This is a genomic window from Bradyrhizobium sp. SBR1B, from assembly GCF_014198205.1.
GTDB lineage: Bacteria > Pseudomonadota > Alphaproteobacteria > Rhizobiales > Xanthobacteraceae > Bradyrhizobium.
Map to the genome: position 1 here is coordinate 234,728 of NZ_JACIHC010000004.1, position 17,697 is coordinate 252,424.

At 65.5% G+C, this 17,697-nt stretch carries 17 protein-coding genes; 13 read left to right on the forward strand and 4 right to left on the reverse strand.

The window, feature by feature from the left end; all coding sequences use genetic code 11:
- Positions 1–92 precede the first annotated feature (92 nt).
- Complete coding sequence (locus GGD61_RS12845) at positions 93–1,433, reverse strand: ABC transporter substrate-binding protein (RefSeq protein WP_018318008.1); 1,341 nt, start codon at positions 1,431–1,433, stop codon at positions 93–95.
- Positions 1,434–1,901: 468 nt separating this feature from the next.
- Between GGD61_RS12845 and GGD61_RS12850 the strand changes: the two genes are divergently transcribed.
- Together GGD61_RS12850 and GGD61_RS12855 are read left to right on the forward strand one after the other, a co-directional pair.
- A complete protein-coding gene (locus GGD61_RS12850) occupies positions 1,902–2,699 on the forward strand; it encodes a Spy/CpxP family protein refolding chaperone (RefSeq protein ID WP_092258070.1) in 798 nt (265 codons plus the stop codon).
- Between the two features lie 111 nt (positions 2,700–2,810).
- The gene (locus GGD61_RS12855; protein ID WP_018318010.1) at positions 2,811–3,188 is read left to right on the forward strand and encodes a response regulator; all 378 of its coding nucleotides are present in this window, start codon (positions 2,811–2,813) and stop codon (positions 3,186–3,188) included.
- 134 nt (positions 3,189–3,322) lie between these two features.
- Here the strand turns inward: GGD61_RS12855 and GGD61_RS12860 are convergent, their stop codons facing one another.
- From GGD61_RS12860 to glk, 3 genes are all read right to left on the reverse strand, one after another.
- On the reverse strand, positions 3,323–3,478 hold the full coding sequence (locus GGD61_RS12860) for a hypothetical protein (protein ID WP_018318011.1): 156 nt from the start codon (positions 3,476–3,478) through the stop codon (positions 3,323–3,325).
- A gap of 143 nt (positions 3,479–3,621) precedes the next feature.
- Positions 3,622–3,825, reverse strand: a complete 204-nt coding sequence (locus GGD61_RS12865) for a hypothetical protein (RefSeq protein WP_018318012.1) — start codon at positions 3,823–3,825, stop codon at positions 3,622–3,624.
- Positions 3,826–3,977: 152 nt separating this feature from the next.
- Positions 3,978–4,979: a glucokinase gene (glk, locus tag GGD61_RS12870; protein ID WP_092258615.1), complete on the reverse strand. Its 1,002-nt coding sequence runs from the start codon at positions 4,977–4,979 to the stop codon at positions 3,978–3,980.
- A gap of 247 nt (positions 4,980–5,226) precedes the next feature.
- Between glk and pncA the strand changes: the two genes are divergently transcribed.
- The 11 genes from pncA to GGD61_RS12925 all read left to right on the forward strand — a co-directional run bounded on the left by pncA (position 5,227) and on the right by GGD61_RS12925 (position 17,636).
- Positions 5,227–5,865, forward strand: coding sequence for a bifunctional nicotinamidase/pyrazinamidase (pncA, locus tag GGD61_RS12875; RefSeq protein WP_092258074.1), 639 nt, complete (start codon positions 5,227–5,229; stop codon positions 5,863–5,865).
- Positions 5,866–5,881: 16 nt separating this feature from the next.
- Positions 5,882–6,997 (forward strand): alpha/beta fold hydrolase, encoded by a 1,116-nt coding sequence (locus tag GGD61_RS12880; protein WP_183230762.1) that lies wholly within the window; start codon positions 5,882–5,884, stop codon positions 6,995–6,997.
- Positions 6,998–7,169: 172 nt separating this feature from the next.
- Complete coding sequence (locus GGD61_RS12885; protein WP_092258077.1) at positions 7,170–9,203, forward strand: NAD(+) synthase; 2,034 nt, start codon at positions 7,170–7,172, stop codon at positions 9,201–9,203.
- Between the two features lie 32 nt (positions 9,204–9,235).
- Entirely contained in the window at positions 9,236–9,616 is a 381-nt protein-coding gene (locus tag GGD61_RS12890) for a GrlR family regulatory protein (protein ID WP_244550681.1), read from the forward strand.
- A 133-nt stretch (positions 9,617–9,749) separates the two neighbouring features.
- On the forward strand, positions 9,750–10,955 hold the full coding sequence (locus GGD61_RS12895) for a DUF1236 domain-containing protein (protein WP_244550682.1): 1,206 nt from the start codon (positions 9,750–9,752) through the stop codon (positions 10,953–10,955).
- A 450-nt stretch (positions 10,956–11,405) separates the two neighbouring features.
- On the forward strand, positions 11,406–12,221 hold the full coding sequence (locus tag GGD61_RS12900; protein WP_018318019.1) for a sugar phosphate isomerase/epimerase: 816 nt from the start codon (positions 11,406–11,408) through the stop codon (positions 12,219–12,221).
- Between the two features lie 23 nt (positions 12,222–12,244).
- A complete protein-coding gene (locus tag GGD61_RS12905; protein WP_018318020.1) occupies positions 12,245–13,882 on the forward strand; it encodes an ABC transporter substrate-binding protein in 1,638 nt (545 codons plus the stop codon).
- Between the two features lies 1 nt (position 13,883).
- The gene (locus tag GGD61_RS12910; RefSeq protein WP_092258085.1) at positions 13,884–14,867 is read left to right on the forward strand and encodes an ABC transporter ATP-binding protein; all 984 of its coding nucleotides are present in this window, start codon (positions 13,884–13,886) and stop codon (positions 14,865–14,867) included.
- Positions 14,864–15,850, forward strand: coding sequence for an ABC transporter ATP-binding protein (locus tag GGD61_RS12915; protein WP_092258088.1), 987 nt, complete (start codon positions 14,864–14,866; stop codon positions 15,848–15,850). The genes GGD61_RS12910 and GGD61_RS12915 overlap by 4 nt, the downstream gene beginning before the upstream one ends.
- A complete protein-coding gene (locus GGD61_RS12920) occupies positions 15,850–16,779 on the forward strand; it encodes an ABC transporter permease (RefSeq protein ID WP_177237173.1) in 930 nt (309 codons plus the stop codon). The genes GGD61_RS12915 and GGD61_RS12920 overlap by 1 nt, the downstream gene beginning before the upstream one ends.
- Positions 16,776–17,636, forward strand: a complete 861-nt coding sequence (locus tag GGD61_RS12925; RefSeq protein ID WP_092258094.1) for an ABC transporter permease — start codon at positions 16,776–16,778, stop codon at positions 17,634–17,636. The genes GGD61_RS12920 and GGD61_RS12925 overlap by 4 nt, the downstream gene beginning before the upstream one ends.
- The last annotated feature ends 61 nt before the right edge of the window (positions 17,637–17,697 follow it).

The following is a 17,697-nucleotide window of genomic DNA, read 5'->3' on the forward strand; positions in this document are numbered from 1 at the left end:
CGGCCATTGGGGTCGGCTTCCCGGCCATGCGAATTCGATGACGGGATGCAGGCGGCTCACGCAGATGGCGTGAACCGCCCCGCACACCCCACCTAGCTCCGCATGAAGCCTTCGCACTCGCCCTCGGCCCAGGCGAGGGCCTGATCCATGGTCTCGCCGCGTGCAAAACGCAGCGCCATCTTGGTCAGCGTCGCCTGGAAATAGATCTGCTGCGCGATCTTGGGCGGTGCCGGGGACGCCGCGATCGACAGCGTCTGATGCTTGTAGGGGTCGGGATAGTGGAAGAGCGTTCCTTTCGGCGGCCCTTCCTCTTCCCATGTCTTGAGCTTGGTCATGTTGGCGTAGGCCGGCAGGTCGTAGCCGCCGCTCACCGCGACGAACTTCTCGATCGACGATGGCGAGGACATGTGAACGAGCAGGCTCTTGGCCGCCTCCTTGTTCTTGCCAAAACTCCAGACACCCCAGAAATAGGGCAGGTACGGTGCAAACCGGCCCTTCGGACCGGACGGGAATCCGTGCGTCCAGCACTGCTCGGCAACCTGCGGCGCATCGCGCTTGGCGACGGCCCAGGCGCTCGGCGGATTGAGGATCATCGCGCCGCGGCCGGAGATCAGCCATTTGTTGTTGGAGGCGTCGTCCCAGGACGGCGCATCCGGCGGCAGGAAGGCGATCAGCTTCTTGTAGAACTCCATGGCCTGGCGAACCTGATCGGTCTTCACCGTGATGTCGCCCTTGGCGTTGACGAGCTCGGCGCCGAACGACTGGAAGATCGCGCCGGCGGTGTCCACGCTGTCGGTGGTCTCGCCGAGACCGATGCCGAACGGAACGCCGGCCTTGTGGCAAGCCTCGGCTGCCTTCAGGAAGGTCTCCATGGTCCAGTTCTCGACCTTGGGCGGGCCGCCGACCGGGTACATCTCCTGCACGTCGATGCCGGCATGCTTCTTCATCAGGTCAATGCGGGAGCAGGGACCCTTGATCTGGCTGCCGGGTGTCGCGGGCACTGCGAGCCATTTGCCGCCCGACTGCCCGAGATATTTGACCGTGCCGTTCACCTCACCGTTCTGCTTGAGAAGCGGCTCCATGACGTCGTTGAGCGGCTCGAGATTCTCGGCATAGGCCTGCGGCCACCAGCTCGGCATCTGCAGGATGTCATGACCAGACTTCGCCTGGGCTTCCGCCGCAGCGGTCAGCTCGATCTTCTTGTTGTTGCTGGTGATGTAGTCGATGGAGACTTCGACCTTCTCCTTCGCGGCCCATTCGTTGACGAGGTCGGTCGAGGCCTTGTTGGCGCCCGGCACCCAATGGTCCCAGAAACCGATCGAGAGTTTGCCGGCGGCGTAAGCGCCCCGGACATAGGGCGCTGTGATCAGCGCCGCGGAGGACATTGCAGTGGCAGCCACAAATTGACGTCGCGTCAGTGTCTTGCGTGACATCTCGTTTCCTCGCCTGGGTGTTTGTTGTTGGAGTTTCCTCTAAGACTTCTTTTCCGAGTTCTTGTTGTTGGATTTTCTTATTGATGCCGTCGGCCCAGGTGAACAATTCACGCAGGCCGCAGCAAATTGGTAGCGCGATCAGATCATGATTGACCGCGTCTGTCGAGAAAGCCGAACGGCTCGCGCCTAGAACTAACGTTGCGTCCTCGAACGCGGCAGCGCTGTGCCGGTGGTGAGCTGCGATCGCTTGTTTTGCGACGCACACGTCGCGAGAGCCGGCCTGGAACGATCCGTGCGCAATTACGCCGCAGTTTCGAATAAGCCTGCATAACCGCTTCGCGCGAAAGACTTTTCGGGCGTGGACAGCATTCGGCCGCGTCTGGACCGCGAAGCGGCGGAAACGATAGAGTTGCAGCTGGCGGGTGACTCCGCCCCAACACGCCAGTCAGATCGACGATGGAGACGAGAATGATCAACCCGGCGCCGTCTGCGCGGCTTCACATGCGGCGATGGTTCGCACTGGGGGCCGTGCTTACGCTGCTGCTCGGTGCGGCCGCAGTGGCCCATGCTCAAGGCCTGGTCAAGGGCGTTCAGGACGGCGCGGCGGCCGGAAACAAGGCGGCAGGTCCCGTCGGTGGCGTGCTCGGCGGTGCAATCGGCGGCGTGGTCGGCGTTTTCACCGGCGTGCTCGGCGTCGGCAATAACAACGGCAATCAGGCCCCGGCCGCCAGGGATGCAGGCAAGGATGCCAAGCAGCAGGGCGCCGCCAAGGACAAGGATGCCAAGGACAAGGACGCAAAGGGCGCCAAAGCAGGCAAGGGCGCCAAGGCGAGCAAGGAGGCCAAGAACGCACCGCAGGGCAAGGACAATAAGGATGTCACCGTCCTCACCCAGACTGGCGCGCCGCAGCAGACCGCCGAGCAGATCGTCGCCAACAGCGATTCCTATATCGAGCGGATCAAGACTCAGCTGAATCTTACGGCTGATCAGGAGAAGCACTGGTACGGCTTCTCGAGCGCAATGCACTACCTTGGGCATAATGGTGCAGAGCGGCTCAACTTGCGGGTTGCGCGCGCCAAGCGGGATCCGCCCGACGACATTATCGAGCAGATGCGAAACGAGGCGCAGTTCCTGATCGACCGCGCCGCCGACCAGCGCAATGTCGCCGACGCCGCCGAGCCGCTCTTTTCGAGCCTCGATGACAAGCAGAAGCAGGTCTTCATTCAGGAGATGGTGCGGCTGAGCCACGAGCGCGGATTGGATTGATCAAGTTGAATCGGATCGGGCGCGTCTGAATTAACGGAGCCGGCCACGAATTCGTGAATCCTCTCCAAAGTTGAGGTATGATTATCTTCGCAAGCTGACTGCGGGGTTGATATGGCGGACGGACTCTCCGTTTTCCTGGTCGAAGACGAGGCGTTGATCCGGATGATGATCGCCGACATGGTGACGGAACTCGGCCACCACGTCGTTGCGGAAGCGGACAATGTCCGGGACGCCAGCGCGTTCGCCATGACCGCGCAATACGATATGGCCATCCTCGACATCAACCTGATGGGCCTTTACGTCGATCCCGTCGCCGACCTGATCGAACGTCGCGGAAAGCCGTTCATGTTCGCCACGGGGTACGGTCCGGAATTGCTGCCGTCCTTGCTCAGACGCAGGCCGATCCTGCGCAAGCCGATCGCTATGGATCAGCTCAAGGCGATGATCGATTCCATGTTTCCGGGAGCCCCGGCCAAAGCGCCGCACTGAGTGAAGGCGAAGGCGCCGCACTGGTGACGGCGAAGACGCCGCACTCGTGACGGCGAAGACGCCGCACTGAGATAGCCCAACGAAAATGGCCGCCCGTCAGGGGCGGCCATTTGGCGGCAGGATTTGTCGTGGTCTCAGATCAGGCCGGCGCCGAGGTCGATGCCGTACGCCATCAGGCCGAACGAGGCGACCAGGCCCGTGCAGCAGAACAGCAAGATGGTCTTGAAGGACGAATCGGCGAAACGCGTTTCGACGACGGCCGGCATCGCGGCGATCGAAATCATGCTCATGTCATTGCCCCCTTGTTGACCCTGAATTGCATCAGGTGAGGGAACCCTAGGGCAAAAAGTTTGACGTCAGATTGGGGGACATCCTTAACGGAGTCCCAATCGGATTCCGCAATTCTCCGGCGCGGCGGGCCGGATTGCAAGTCTCAGTTGCGGCCGTTCTTCAGCACCCTGGCAATGGTGTGGGCCGTCATGGCCGCGCGGTCGGAAGCGCGCTGGGCGGCCAGCCGGTCTCGGGCCTTTTCCTCGATCAGAAGGTCGATCAGCGCCAGCCGCTTGTCTTCGTCATCCGCCTCGCTCAGCAGGCGATGATAGCGGTGGTAGTCGAAACCAAAATCCTGCTTACGCATGTCACGCCCCCGCAACTACGCCACACACAAACACACGGCAGGATTGTTTCTCATCCGGAACACGCAGGCAAGCACGTTCATGTATGGAACCGCGCGTGCGCGGCAATCAGCTGTGCATTAATGGAACCGTGACCAGGAAGGACGACCGAACTTCAGTTTGGATTTGAGTCGGCGAACATCTTCAGGCCGACGAAGCTCGCGTCTGGCTTCGTCACGAGCTTGGTCGGAATGTTGCGCAGATAGTCCTGGAAGCGCCCCTTGGCTTCGAAGCGCGCCCGGAACGCAGAGGCGAGAAGGAACTCGGGGAAACGCGGCACGATTCCGCCGGCCACATAGACACCGCCGCGGGCACCGAACGTCACCGCAAGATTGCCGGCGACCGAGCCAAGGATGGCACAAAACATCTCCAGCGTTGCGCGGCTGACGGGACAGGTGCCTTCCATCGCGGCCTTGGTGATGGCGGCAGCGTCGCGATGCGGCACCTGGGCGCCGTCAACCTCAGCCAAGGCCTCGTAGAGGTTTTGCAGCCCGGAACCCGAGAGCGCGCCGCGCTCGATGGAGACGTGGCCAAGGCGTCCGCGCAAGCACGCAATCACACGTTCCTCGCGCTCGTTCTCCGCCGGCAGGGTCGCATGTCCTGCTTCGGTGACGACGGCGAGGCGCGCGCCGTGGCGTTCGACCAGACAGGAGACGCCAAAGCCGGTTCCGGGGCCAACCACCAGCAACGGCTCTCCGGCGAGGCCATTTTGTCCGCCGAGCGGGATCAGATCCGCAGGCTGCAAGGCGGGCAGGGACCAGGCCACCACCTCGAAATCGTTGAGCACATGGACGCTGTCGAAGCCGAGAGCCGGCTGCAGCTCGTTGCCGTCGATGACCCAGGGACTGTTGGTCATGACGCAGCGGTTGTTGGTGACGGGGCCCGCCACGGCCAGCACGGCTCTTTGCGGCTGCTCGCCCCCTGATCGGCGCGTCAGCACGTCCGCGATGGCTTCCCGGACGGTCGGGAAGTCGGCGACCTTCACATAATCGATCGGTCCGGTCTGGTCGCCGCTGCCGAGGTCGCCGCGGCCCAATTCGCTCCGGCTCAGCGCGAAGCGCGCATTGGTGCCGCCGATATCGGCGAGAAGTATCTGTCCTGTCTTGCCGATATTCATGACTTCGTGGCCGCCGCCGCCTTGCGGCACGACAACCCTGTCCTCCAGTCCTTCGACCCGGTCCGCGCAGTCACGGACAGTGCGAGAATCCGCCCTTGGGTGCGCCTAGTCAACACGGACGAGGCCAAACCGTTGCATCATGGCGGCCGTCTGGCGACCAATTCGCACGGCGCGGGCGGTTGCGAAGCTGCGCGGGAAGGCCGACACTCAGAGGACTTGTCCGGTGCCGGCGCGCCGGGCACATCGAATGAGACCGGCGATGAAGATTTCCGACCGCGACGTGCTGCTGGCGATCGACGTGCAGAACGATTTCTGCACCGGCGGGGCGCTTGCCGTTCCCGGCGGCGAGAAGGTCGTCCCTGCCATCAACCGAATCGCCCAAAAATTCGCCAATGTGGTGCTGACCCAGGACTGGCATCCGCGCGACCACGTCTCGTTCGCGCCGAACCATGCGGGCAAGCAGCCGTTCCAGACCATCGAGCTCGAATACGGCACTCAGGTGCTCTGGCCGGCGCACTGCGTGCAGGGTACCTCCGGGGCGGAGTTCCATCGCGATCTCGACGTCGTCAGGGCGAGCCTCGTGGTGCGCAAGGGCTTTCGCCGTGGCATCGATTCCTATTCGGCGCTGTTCGAGAACGACAAGCGGACGCCGACGGGCCTGCTTGGATATTTGCGCGAACGCGAGCTGAAGACCGTGTTCGTCGTCGGCCTCGCGCTCGATTTCTGCGTCCGCTTCTCGGCGGAGGATGCCCGCAAGGCAGGATTCGAGGTCGCCGTCATCGAGGACGCCTGCCGTGGCATCGATCTCGACGGCTCGGTCGCTGCGGCCCATCGGAGTTTTCGCGACCTCGGCATCTCCATCGTGAGCCTCGAGGCGTTCCTGTGACGATCGTGAGATGGCCATGGTGAAGCGGACCGGCAAACAGAGCGGCGCACAGGGGGCTGCCCCAGACGACCCGCTGCTGTGGCCGTTTGCAGCGGCGCGCCTTGCGATGGACAGCTGCTTCTGGTGGCTGGAGCGCGGTCCGGCGGAGCAGGGCGACAGCACTCTGCCCTGGACGACGCCGAGCACCGTCGCGCTCGAGCTCGCGACCATGCGCCTGCGCGATTGCTCGCAGACGCGGTCCGGCCAGCCGGCGCTGGTCTGCGCGCCCTATGCGCTGCATCGGGCCCTGATCGCCGATTTCGCCCCCGGCCACAGTGTAGTGCAGTCGCTGCAAGCCGGCGGCATCGACCGGGTCTATCTCACCGATTGGCGGTCGGCGACGCCGGACATGCGCTATCTCTCGATCGACAGTTATCTCGGCGATCTCAACGTCGCCATCGACGAGATCGGCGCGCCGGTCGATCTGGTCGGCTTGTGCCAGGGCGGCTGGCTGTCGCTGCTTTATGCGTCGCGCTTTCCGGCCAAGGTGCGGCGGCTGGTGCTGGTCGGCGCTCCCGTGGATCTGTCGATCGAGTCCTCGTTGTGCCGGCTCACCCGCAACGCGCCCGAGATGGTCTACGACCAGCTCGTCGTACGCGGCGGCGGCAATGTCCGCGGCGAGGAGATGCTGCGCTTCTGGTCCAAGGCGCCGAACCGCGATGATATCGTAACGGCGTTGCAGAGAGACCTGTCGGACGCGGAGGGCGCGGCGCTGCTCGCGCGGTTCGACCGCTGGAACGCCGAGACGCTCGATCTGCCGGGCAAATATTACCTGGAGATCGTCAACCGGATTTTCCGGGAGAACCAGATCGCTAGCGGCAGTTTCGTCGCTCTTGGTCGCACGGTCGATCCGAGGGACGTCAAGGCGCCGGTCTTCCTGCTGGCCGGGCTCGACGACGAGGTCGTGCCGGCTGCGCAGGCGCTCGCCACTGCGGGTCTCCTCGGCACGGCGCCGGCCTTCATTGCGGCGGCTTCCGAGCCGAGCAATCACCTCGGCCTGTTCATGGGCGCGCGCACCCACGCGCATGCCTGGCCGCGGATCGCCGCCTGGCTGCGCGACGATCTGTCCGGTGTGCTGGCCCGCAGCGCCTGAGCTCGCCAAGGTATCGGGCAGACCATGGCGCTTGGCAGACGGCGCCGGGCAGACCGCGGCGCAAATCCGTTATGCATGACGGCGGATGGCCTGCACGGGACCGGGTCGATGGGCTACATAGGGACTGGAGCCGACGGCTGCGGCAGCGAAGAGATTAAGGGTACTGCGCTCGATGACTTTCCACTCGATCTACGCCCACGGATTTGCGCGCGTGGCGGCCTGTGTCACCACGTCCCATGTCGCCGATCCCTCGGCCAACGCCAAGGCCGTGCTGGCGGCGGCCAATGCCTGCCATGAGCAGTCGGTGGCGGTCGCGGTGTTTCCCGAGCTGTGCCTGTCCGGCTATGCGATCGAAGACCTCGTCAAGCAGGATCCGCTGCTCGATGCGGTCGCGCGCGGCCTCGTAGGCCTCGTCGAGGCCTCCGCGGGACTGATGACGGTGCTGATCGTCGGGGCGCCGCTACGCTTTGGTCATCGCATCTACAATTGTGCCGTCGTCATTCACCGCGGCAACATCCTCGGCGTGGTGCCGAAGACCTACCTGCCGACCTACCGCGAATTCTACGAAGGCCGGCATTTCGCCTCCGGCGCCGGCATCGCCGGGGAGACGATCGCGTTCGGCGGGCTGCATGCGCCGTTCGGCGTCGACCTCTTGTTTGCGGCCGAGGACGTTCCGGGCCTCACAATCGGCGTCGAGATCTGCGAGGACATGTGGATCCCGGTGACGCCGGCCTCGGAGCTCGCACTTGCCGGCGCGAGCGTGCTGATCAATCTCTCGGGGAGCCCGATCACGATCGGCCGGGCGCGCTCGCGCGCGTTGTTGTGCCAATCGACGTCGGCGCGCTGCCTCGCGGCGTACGTCTATTCGGCTGCCGGGGCAGGGGAATCCACCACTGATCTTTCCTGGGACGGCCAGACCTCGATCTATGAGAACGGCGTGCTGCTGGCCGAGGGCGAGCGGTTCCGCCAGGGCGGCCAGATCACGCTGGCTGACGTCGATCTCGATCTGCTCAGGCAGGAACGTGCCTCGATGGGGACGTTCGACGACAACCGCCGCCAGCGCGAGGCGTTTTTCCGCAAGGTGACATTCGCGCTGAAGCCGCCGGCCGCCGATATCGGCTTCCTGCGCAAGGTCGAGCGCTTTCCGTTCGTGCCGAGCGACGAAAGCCTGCTCGAGCAGGATTGCTACGAGGCCTACAACATCCAGGTCGCCGGCCTCGTGCAGCGCATGCGCGCCACCGGCACCAAGCGCGTCGTGATCGGCGTGTCGGGCGGGCTTGATTCCACGCATGCGTTGATCGTCGCCGCCAAGGCGGTCGACCTGCTCGGTCTGCCACGTGAGAACATCCTGGCCTACACCATGCCCGGTTTTGCCACCGGCAGCGAAAGCAAGACCCACGCGCTGGCCCTGATGCAGGCGTTGCAGACGAGTTGGCAGGAACTCGACATCCGCACCACGGCGACGCAGATGCTGAAGGACATCGGCCATCCCTTCGGCAACGGCGAGAAGGTCTACGATGTCACCTTCGAGAACGTGCAAGCGGGACTGCGCACGGACTACCTGTTCCGACTCGCCAACCATCACGGCGGCATCGTCATCGGAACCGGCGATCTCTCCGAGCTCGCGCTCGGCTGGTGCACCTATGGCGTCGGCGACCAGATGGCACATTACAACGTCAATGCCGGCGTGCCGAAGACGCTGATCCAGCATCTGATCCGCTGGGTGATCTCATCGAAGCAGTTCAGCGACGACGTCAACCGGACGCTTGGCTCGATCCTGATCGCCGAGATCTCGCCCGAGCTGGTGCCGGTCGAGCCCGGCGAGAAGCCGCAGAGCACCGAAGCATCCGTCGGCCCTTACGAGCTGCAGGATTTCAACCTGTTCTACACGCTGCGGTTCGGCATGCGTCCGTCCAAGATCGCCTTCATGGCGCAGCACGCGTGGAACGATGCCGCCAAGGGCGAATGGCCGCCGGCGTTCCCGCGCGACCGGCGCAAGGCCTATGATCTCAAGGACATCCGCCGCTGGCTCGAGGTGTTCCTGCGCCGCTTCTTCGCCTTCAGCCAATTCAAGCGCTCGGCGATGCCGAACGGTCCGAAGGTCTCGGCGGGCGGCTCGTTGTCGCCCCGCGGCGACTGGCGCGCGCCGTCGGATTCGAGCGCGGCGGCATGGCTCGAGGATCTCGAGCGGAACGTGCCGAACTGATCGGGACGGCGGATCGTTGGGGAGATGATCTGATGTCGGCAGGGGATGGAGCGGAAGCGGAGGAGGCCAGGGTCGTCAACGGCCTCTATATCTTCGACATCGAGATGCGCGACGGCAAGCGCGGGCAGGCGAGGGGCGTCGTCGTGCTGTGCGACGGACGCATCATGGGCGGCGACAGCTATTTCTACTACACCGGCACCTACACCTTCCGGAACGGCAAGTGGCGGGGCGATATGATCGTCAATCAGCACACCGAAGCGGTCGGCAGGACGCTTGCGTTCGGAGGCAGGGAGGTCACCTGCGGCTTCTCGGGCGACTACTCGGCCGGCGGCGCCGAGGTCGAAGGCATGGCGCTGGTCGGCAAGACCACCGTGACATTCACGGCCCGCCTCACATTGAAGGACGCGATGTAAGTCCGCGTGATGGGCCCTCGTTCCTGCTCAGGAACCTTCGCACCCACAGAACGTTCGCGTCTGTTGTTGCGAATTGTCGAGGAGAGGGACCATGCGTCAACACTTGATGTTATCGACTGCGGCCGTCGGGCTCATGCTCGCGTCCGGCATTGCCTACGCCCAGGCGCCCGGTGAGCGCAGAGACGAGCCAAAACGGACCGAGGAACCGGCGAAAGGCGCCGCGCCCCAGCGCGGTGGTGCAGCTCAAGAACGGGTTCAAGATCGCGCCCAGGGCGCACAAGAGAAAATGCAGGGAGCCGGCCGCGAGGAGAAGGGCGGCGGCCGCCGTGCAGACGAAGAGAAGGGACGACCGGGCACCGCCGCCGAACGCGGCCAGCCAAATGCGAAGGAGCAGTCACAGGAGTCCCGTGAGCCATCGCGAGATCGCAACCGCGAAGCCGACACGGCGAAACAAGGTCGCGAGACCGGCAAGAGCAGCGCCGAGACGAAGCAGGACAAGTCCGCGCCGCAGAAATCAACGGCCGAGACCGAGAAGTCCAAGACCGGCCCGGCCGGCCAGCAGAACGAGCGGACGGGAGCCGCGGCCAACCAGAAGGAGCAGAACCAGCCTCCGCGCAATGCGGCCGAGCAACAGCCGGCGCAACAGAACAACCGGCCGGCCACCGCGACGGACACGAACCGCGCGGCTCCGACCAACAATGCGCAAACCGCGCCTTCCGGCACGCAGACCAATCAAGCCAATCAGACCACCCAGACCAACACACAGGTTGGTCAGCAGACCAGCGTGACCACCGAGAAGCAGGTGCGGATGTCTGAAACGGTGAGCCGTGCGCGGTTGGCGCAGCCGGAGCGCAACCTGAACATCTCGATCCGGATCGGCGAGACGATCCCGCCGCGCGTGCGTCTCTACCGGCTGCCGCCCGAGATCGTCACGATCGAGCCCCAATATCGGGATTACGAGTATTTCGCGACCGATGACGACGTCGTCATCGTGGAGCCACGGACGCATCGCATCGTCAGCCAGGTGCCGCGCGATCCGTCGCGAGCCCGCGCGCAGATGGGCGGCGCGGCCTCGTCGAACATGGCAGCCGCCGGAGGCGCGACGAGCAACAGCGTGAACTGTCAGGTCATGCGGCGTGATGCGTCGGGCAATGTCGCCCAGGCAGAGCCGGCAACTGTCGGCTCGACCGCGCGCACGGATTCGCTGAGCGTGACGGTTCAGATGCCGGATGGCAGCTCGTCCGCACCGGTCGCCCTTGGGGCGGCCGCCGGCAATATCGTGGTGGCGACGCAAGGGCAGGGCGACTGCACGGTGACGATCGAGCCGCAGACACGCTGATCGAAAGACGATTCTGAAACGACAACGCGCCGCCCGGTTGCCCCAACCGGACGGCGCGTTGCTGCGTTCAATCTGAAAGTTTCGAGGTCCGGAGTGCCTAGGAGTCCGGACCTCGTCACCTTGCCCCAGCCTTCAATCCCCCGCCTCATGTGGTCCCCCAACCCCATGTAGCGCGATCAGAGGGTGATGCCCGTGGAAGTGGCCGCCGATCGATGCACGCGATGTACGTGACATCGCGATAGGATTCCATTCCGGATCACTACGGGCATAGATACCGCTTGCCATGTGCCCGTTCTGCACCGGTGGTCTGATCGCAGTTGCATGATCCGCAGCAACGCGATCGGCAGAATGTCCACACCTCCTCGGCGCCGCTGAGCCTCGATTTCACGGGCCTGTCATTGAACTGGTCTAGCGCTGCTCCCGTCATCGCTGACGGCGAAGGAGCAAGCCATGTCGAAGCCGGTGCTGGGCGCCGCATTGTCCATCAAATCGATCCCCGCGCATCGCGACTGGCTTCTCGACCGGCAGCGCGATCTCGAAATCCAGGATTTCTTCCGCGCCGATCTCCTCGACAGCGATTGGCGCAGCACCGCCGGCGAGATCAAGCAGATGCTGGCGGGCCATACCGGCCGGCTCGGCATCCACGGCCCGTTCTGGGGCTTCAAGATCGACAGCCACGATCCCATGATCCGCCAGGCCGTGACCAAGCGCCTGCTTCAGGGCCTCGATGCCGCCGAGTTCCTCGGCGCGACGCAGATGGTGATCCATTCGCCGTTCACGACCTGGGATCACAACAATCTCGATCTCTATCCTGACAATCGCGGCAATCTGGTCGAACGCGTCAAGGCGACGCTCGCCGAGGTGATCGCGCGCGCCGAAACCATCGGCTGCGAGATCGTCATCGAGAACATCGAGGACAAGGATCCGCGCGACCGCGTCCGTCTCGCCAGGGCGCTCGAAAGTGCCAAGGTCCGCGTCTCGCTCGACACCGGGCATGCCAACTACGCCCACATCTCCACCGGTGCGCCGCCGGTCGACTATTACGTCGAGACCGCCGGCGACATGCTGACCCATGTGCATCTGCAGGACACCGACGGCTTTGCCGACCGGCACTGGGCGCCGGGCGAAGGCAACATCCCCTGGGTCGCCGTGTTCCGCGCGCTGGGACGGCTGACTTCCAATCCGCGGCTGATCCTCGAACTCCGCAACCACGACGACGTCCGCGCCGGCGCAGCCCATCTCGCCGCGCTCGGTCTTGCCGAATAACCGCATCATCTGGGGCTACCGCCATGAGCAAATTCACCCGTCGCACCATCCTGAAGACCGGCGGCGCCGCCGCAAGCACGTTGCTGCTGCCGCGTTTTGCCATCGCGCAGGGCGACAACCGTCCGTCGGTGACGATCGCCGTGCAGAAGGTGACGAATGCGAACGTGCTCGACGTGCTGCGCGAGCAGTCCAATGTCGGCGAGCGCGTGTTCTTCTCCTCGATCTGGGAAGGCCTGATCTCCAAGAACTGGCGCGGCAACCTCGAGGCCGTGCCCGGCCTTGCCACCGAGTGGCGCCGCATCGACGACCAGACCGTCGAGGTAAAGCTGCGTCAGGGCGTCAAATTCCACAACGGCGACGAGATGACCGCAGAGGACGTCGTCTTCACCTTCAGCCGCGAGCGCATGTTCGGCGAGACCGAGGCCAAGAGCCGCTCGACCATCCAGGCCTTCGAGAAGATCCCGACGCCGCGTCCGGGCAAGGAATTGCCGCCGGACGTGCCGGCCGTTGCCCGCCGCATCTGGCCGGATCTCGTGCGCGTCGACGCCGTCGATAAATACACCGTGCGCTTCTACAACGCGACGCCCGACGTCACGATCGAAGGCCGGCTGTCGCGCTACGGCTCCGACATCATGAACCGCCGCGCCTGGGACGAATCCGCGAGCTATCTCGACTGGGCGCGCAAGCCGGTCACGACCGGTCCCTACAGGGTCGTCGAGCTCAAGCCCGACGTGTCGCTGACCCTCGAAGCGCATGACGAATATTGGGGCGGCCGTCCGCCGCTCAAGCGCATCCGCTTCCTCGAAGTGCCCGAAGTCGCGAGCCGCATCAACGGACTGCTCTCGGGCGAATACCAGTTCGCCTGCGATATCCCGCCGGACCAGATCGCCGGCATCGAGAAGAACGCCGCGTTCGAAGTGCAGGGCGGCACCATCCTCAACCACCGCCTGACCGTGTTCGACAAGAACCACGCCCAGCTCGCCAATCCCTTGGTGCGGCGCGCCTTCACCCACGCGATCGACCGCCAGGCCATCGTCGACAGCCTGTGGGCCGGCCGCACCCGTGTGCCGAAGGGGCTGCAGTGGGAATTCTACGGCGACATGTTCAACGCCGACTGGAGCGTGCCGGCCTACGATCCGAAGCTCGCGCAGGATCTGCTCAAGCAGGCCAATTACAAGGGCGATCCGATTCCGTATCGCCTGCTCAACAATTACTACACCAACCAGGTCGCGACCGCGCAGGTGCTGGTCGAGATGTGGAAGTCGGTCGGCCTCAACGTCCAGATCGAGACCAAGGAGAACTGGTCGCAGATCATGGAGCGCGGGTCGGCCCGTGCCGTGCGCGACTGGTCGAACTCGGCCGCCTTCAACGATCCCGTGTCCTCGCTGGTCGCCCAGCACGGTCCGAACGGCCAGCAACAGCAGATCGGTGAATGGACCAATGTCGAGCTGAACAAGCTCTCGGAGTTCCTGGAAACCTCGACCGACCGTGCCGCCCGCAAGAAGGCGTTCCGCCGCATGCTGGAGATCGCCGAGCGCGAAGACCCCGCCTACACGGTGCTGCACCAGAACGCGACGTTCACGGCCAAACCGAAGTCGATCAAGTGGAAGGCGTCACCGGCGTTCGCGATGGATTTCCGCGCCGGCAATTTCGAGGCCTGAGGTGACGCCGCTGGTCAGCATTGCAGGCCTGAGCGTCGCCTTCAGCGGCGTGCCGGTCCTGCGCGGTGTCGATCTCGCTATCGGCAAGGGCGAGGCTCTCGGCCTCGTCGGCGAGTCCGGATCGGGCAAGTCGGTGACGTGGCTTGCCGCGCTCGGGCTGCTGCCGCGGCATGCCAAGGTCTCGGGCTCGGTGCGGCTCGACGGACGGGAGATCCTGGGCGCGCCGGCCGCCGAGCTCGACCAGGTCAGGGGCGGGCGCGTCGCCATGATCTTCCAGGATCCGGCGAGCGCCCTCAACCCGGTCTTGACCATCCGCAGGCAGCTCTGCGAAGCGCTGTCGCTGCATCGGGATCTCCAAGGCAACGCCGTGAAGGCGGAAGCGCGGCGGCTGCTCGATCTCGTCGGCATTCCCGATGCGGGCCGGCGATTAGAGGCCTATCCGCACGAATTCTCCGGCGGCCAGGTCCAGCGCATCATGATCGCGATGGCGCTCGCCGGAAATCCGGACCTCCTCATCGCGGATGAGCCGACCACCGCGCTCGATGCCACCATTCAGGCCCAGATCCTGGAGCTGCTCTCGACGGTCCGCCGCGAGCTCGGCATGGCGATGGTGCTGATCAGCCACGATCTCGGCGTCGTCGCGGAGAATTGCGACCGTGTCGCCGTGATGTATGCCGGCCGCATCGTCGAGCAGGCCCCCAGCAACCAGCTGTTCGCCGATCCCGTGCACCCCTATGCCCAGGGCCTGATCGGCGCGCTGCCGCCGCTCGACGGACCACGCCGCCGTCTCACCGCCATTCCCGGCACCGTGCCCGATCCCGCGAAAATGCCTGATGGCTGCGCCTTCGCGCCGCGCTGTACGCTGGCGTCCGAGCCGTGTAGCCGTGCCGCGCCGACCTTGGCGCCGATCGCGGACGGCCGCGCTGTCGCCTGCATCCGCGCCGAAGCTTCGCGCCGCGCGCTGCTCGGGATCGCCGCCGAATGAGCCCGCCGCTCGTCGAGGTGTCCGAAATCTCCCGCAGTTATTCGATGCGCTCCGGCATGTTCGGCCGCAGCACGGCGGTCCGTGCCGTCGATGGCGTGTCGCTGACCATTCCCAAAGGCGAGACGCTCGGCCTCGTCGGCGAGTCCGGCTCGGGCAAGTCCACCACCGGACGCATCGTGCTCGGCCTGGAGCCGCCCGATAGCGGCGAGGTGAGGTTCGACGGCAAGCCGATGGCTGCGCCGGGCACGGCCGCATGGCGTGCGCAACGCGCCCGCATGCAAATGATCTTCCAGGACCCGCTCGGCGCACTGGACCGGCGCTTGCCGGTCGCCGCGCAAATCCGCGAGCCGCTCGACATTCACGGGCTCGGCACGCCCGACGCGCGCGAGGAGCGCGTCCGCGAATTGCTGCGCGCCGTCGAGCTCACCCCGGCGCATGGCGCGCGTTATCCGGGCGCACTGTCCGGCGGCCAGCGCCAGCGCATCGTGCTGGCGCGGGCGCTCGCCACGAAGCCCGATTTCCTGGTCTGCGACGAGCCGGTCAGCGCGCTCGACGTCTCGATCCAGGCGCAGGTGGTGAACCTGCTTTGCGATCTCCAGGCCCAGCTCTCGCTCACCTTGCTGTTCATCAGCCACGATCTGCGCGTCGTCAGGCAGATCAGCAATGTCGTCGCCGTGATGTATCTCGGCCGCATCGTCGAGATCGGCAGCGCCGACGATCTGTTCGCGCGGCCCGAGCATCCCTATACCCAGGCGCTGGTCTCGGCTTCGCCCGCGCCAGGCCGCCGCAGCGCCGGCCGCATCGTGCTCGCGGGCGATCCGCCAAACCCGGCCGCGCGACCGCAAGGCTGCGCCTTCCATCCGCGCTGCCCGCGCGCGATCGCACGCTGCGCGCGCGAGGTGCCGGCACTCGCGGCCGTCGGCGGCAACAGGCAGGTCGCCTGCCATCTCGTCACCGGCGCCGAGACTCGGGACGCCGCGTGATGGGACACTACTTCGCCATTCGCATTGGACGTGCGGCGCTGACGATCGTGCTCGTCGTCACCTTCGCCTTCGTGGTGCTGCGTCTCTCCGGCGATCCCGCGCTGATGATTTTGGGACCGGAAGCGCCGCCCGAGGTGCTCGCGGCGTTCCGCAAGGCCTGGGGCCTCGATGATCCCATCTGGTTTCAGTATCTCGATTACTTCGGTGCCATCGCCAAGGGCGAGCTCGGCCGCTCCATGCGTGACGGCCGACCCGCGATCGAGCTGGTGCTGGAGCGGATTCCGGCGACGCTGGCGCTGACCTTGCCGGCCTTCGCCTTCAAGGTCGCGCTCGGCATTCCCGCCGGCATCTATGCCGCGCTGCATCGGGGCTCCGCGATCGACCGCGCCGTGATGATGACGGCGGTGGCCGGCTTCACCGTGCCGAGCTTCGTGCTGGCGCTGCTGCTGGTACTGGTTTTCGCCGTGCAGCTCGGCTGGCTGCCCTCGGGCGGGCAGGACAGTTGGCGCCACGCGATCCTGCCTATCGCGACGCTCAGCCTCGGCGGTGCCGCGGTGCTGGCACGCTTCACCCGCAGCGCGATGCTGGAGGTGCTGGGTCAGCCCTATATCCGCACCGCGTCGGCCAAGGGCGTGCCGTGGCGCAGGGTGGTGACGTCGCATGCGCTGCCGAACGCGGCGATTCCGACCGTCACCATTCTGGGCTTCATGGTGGGCACGCTGATCGCGGGCGCGGTGGTGGTCGAGAGTGTATTTGCCTGGCCGGGAGTAGGGCGGCTTCTCGTTGTTGCGGTTGCCAATCGCGACCTCGCCGTCGTGCAATGCATCCTGCTTCTTGTGGCGATGACCATGGTCACATCCAACCTCATTGTCGACTTCCTCTACGGCTTCCTTGATCCGCGGTTGCGCGCCAAAGGAGCCCACGCATGACCGACGCGACGCTGAAGGACACCACCGTCCGCCGTCGCATCCGCCTGCCGGCGATCCCAATCTCGGTCGCGCTCGCGGTCGCCTGGATTGTCGCGATGCTGGTCATTGCAGCCTTCGCCGAGAAGATCGCGCCCTACGGCTACACTCAGCTCGATTTGCGTAACCGCTTGGCCGCGCCCGGCAATGCCGCGCACTGGCTCGGCACCGACGAGCTCGGCCGGGACGTGCTGTCGCGGCTGCTCGTCTCCATCCGGATCTCGCTGCTGATTGCCTTCGGCGCCACCGCCATCTCGGCGGTGGTCGGCACCACGCTCGGCTTCCTCGCCGCGCATTTCCGCGGAGCCGTAGAGCAGCTCGTGTTGATGCTGACCGACTTCCAGGCCAGCATGCCCTTCCTGATCATGGCGCTCGCGGTGCTCGCCTTCTTCGGCAATTCGCTGCCGCTGCTGATCGGCCTGATGGGACTATTCGGCTGGGAGCGCTATGCCCGCATCGCGCGGGGCCTTGCCATCTCGGCCAATGCGCAAGGCTACGCCGCCGCGGTCCGCCAGTTAGGCGCGACGCCGCCCCGGATTTACCTTCGGCACATCCTGCCCAACATCGCCTCGACCCTGATCGTCTCGACCACGCTGGTCTTCCCCGAGGTGATCCTGATGGAGTCGGGCCTATCCTTCCTTGGCCTTGGCGTGCAGCCGCCGATGACCAGCCTCGGCAACATGGTCGGTTACGGCCGCGAATATCTGACCCGGGCGCCCTGGATCATGCTGGCGCCGGCGACCACGATCGTGGTCACCACCCTGGCGGTTTCGGTGATCGGGGACTGGCTGCGCGACCGGCTCGATCCGACCCTGCAATAGGGGCCGTCCCGTAGCCCCCGGATTGCGCTGCGCGCTCCGTCCGGGCTACCCGCCAACAGAG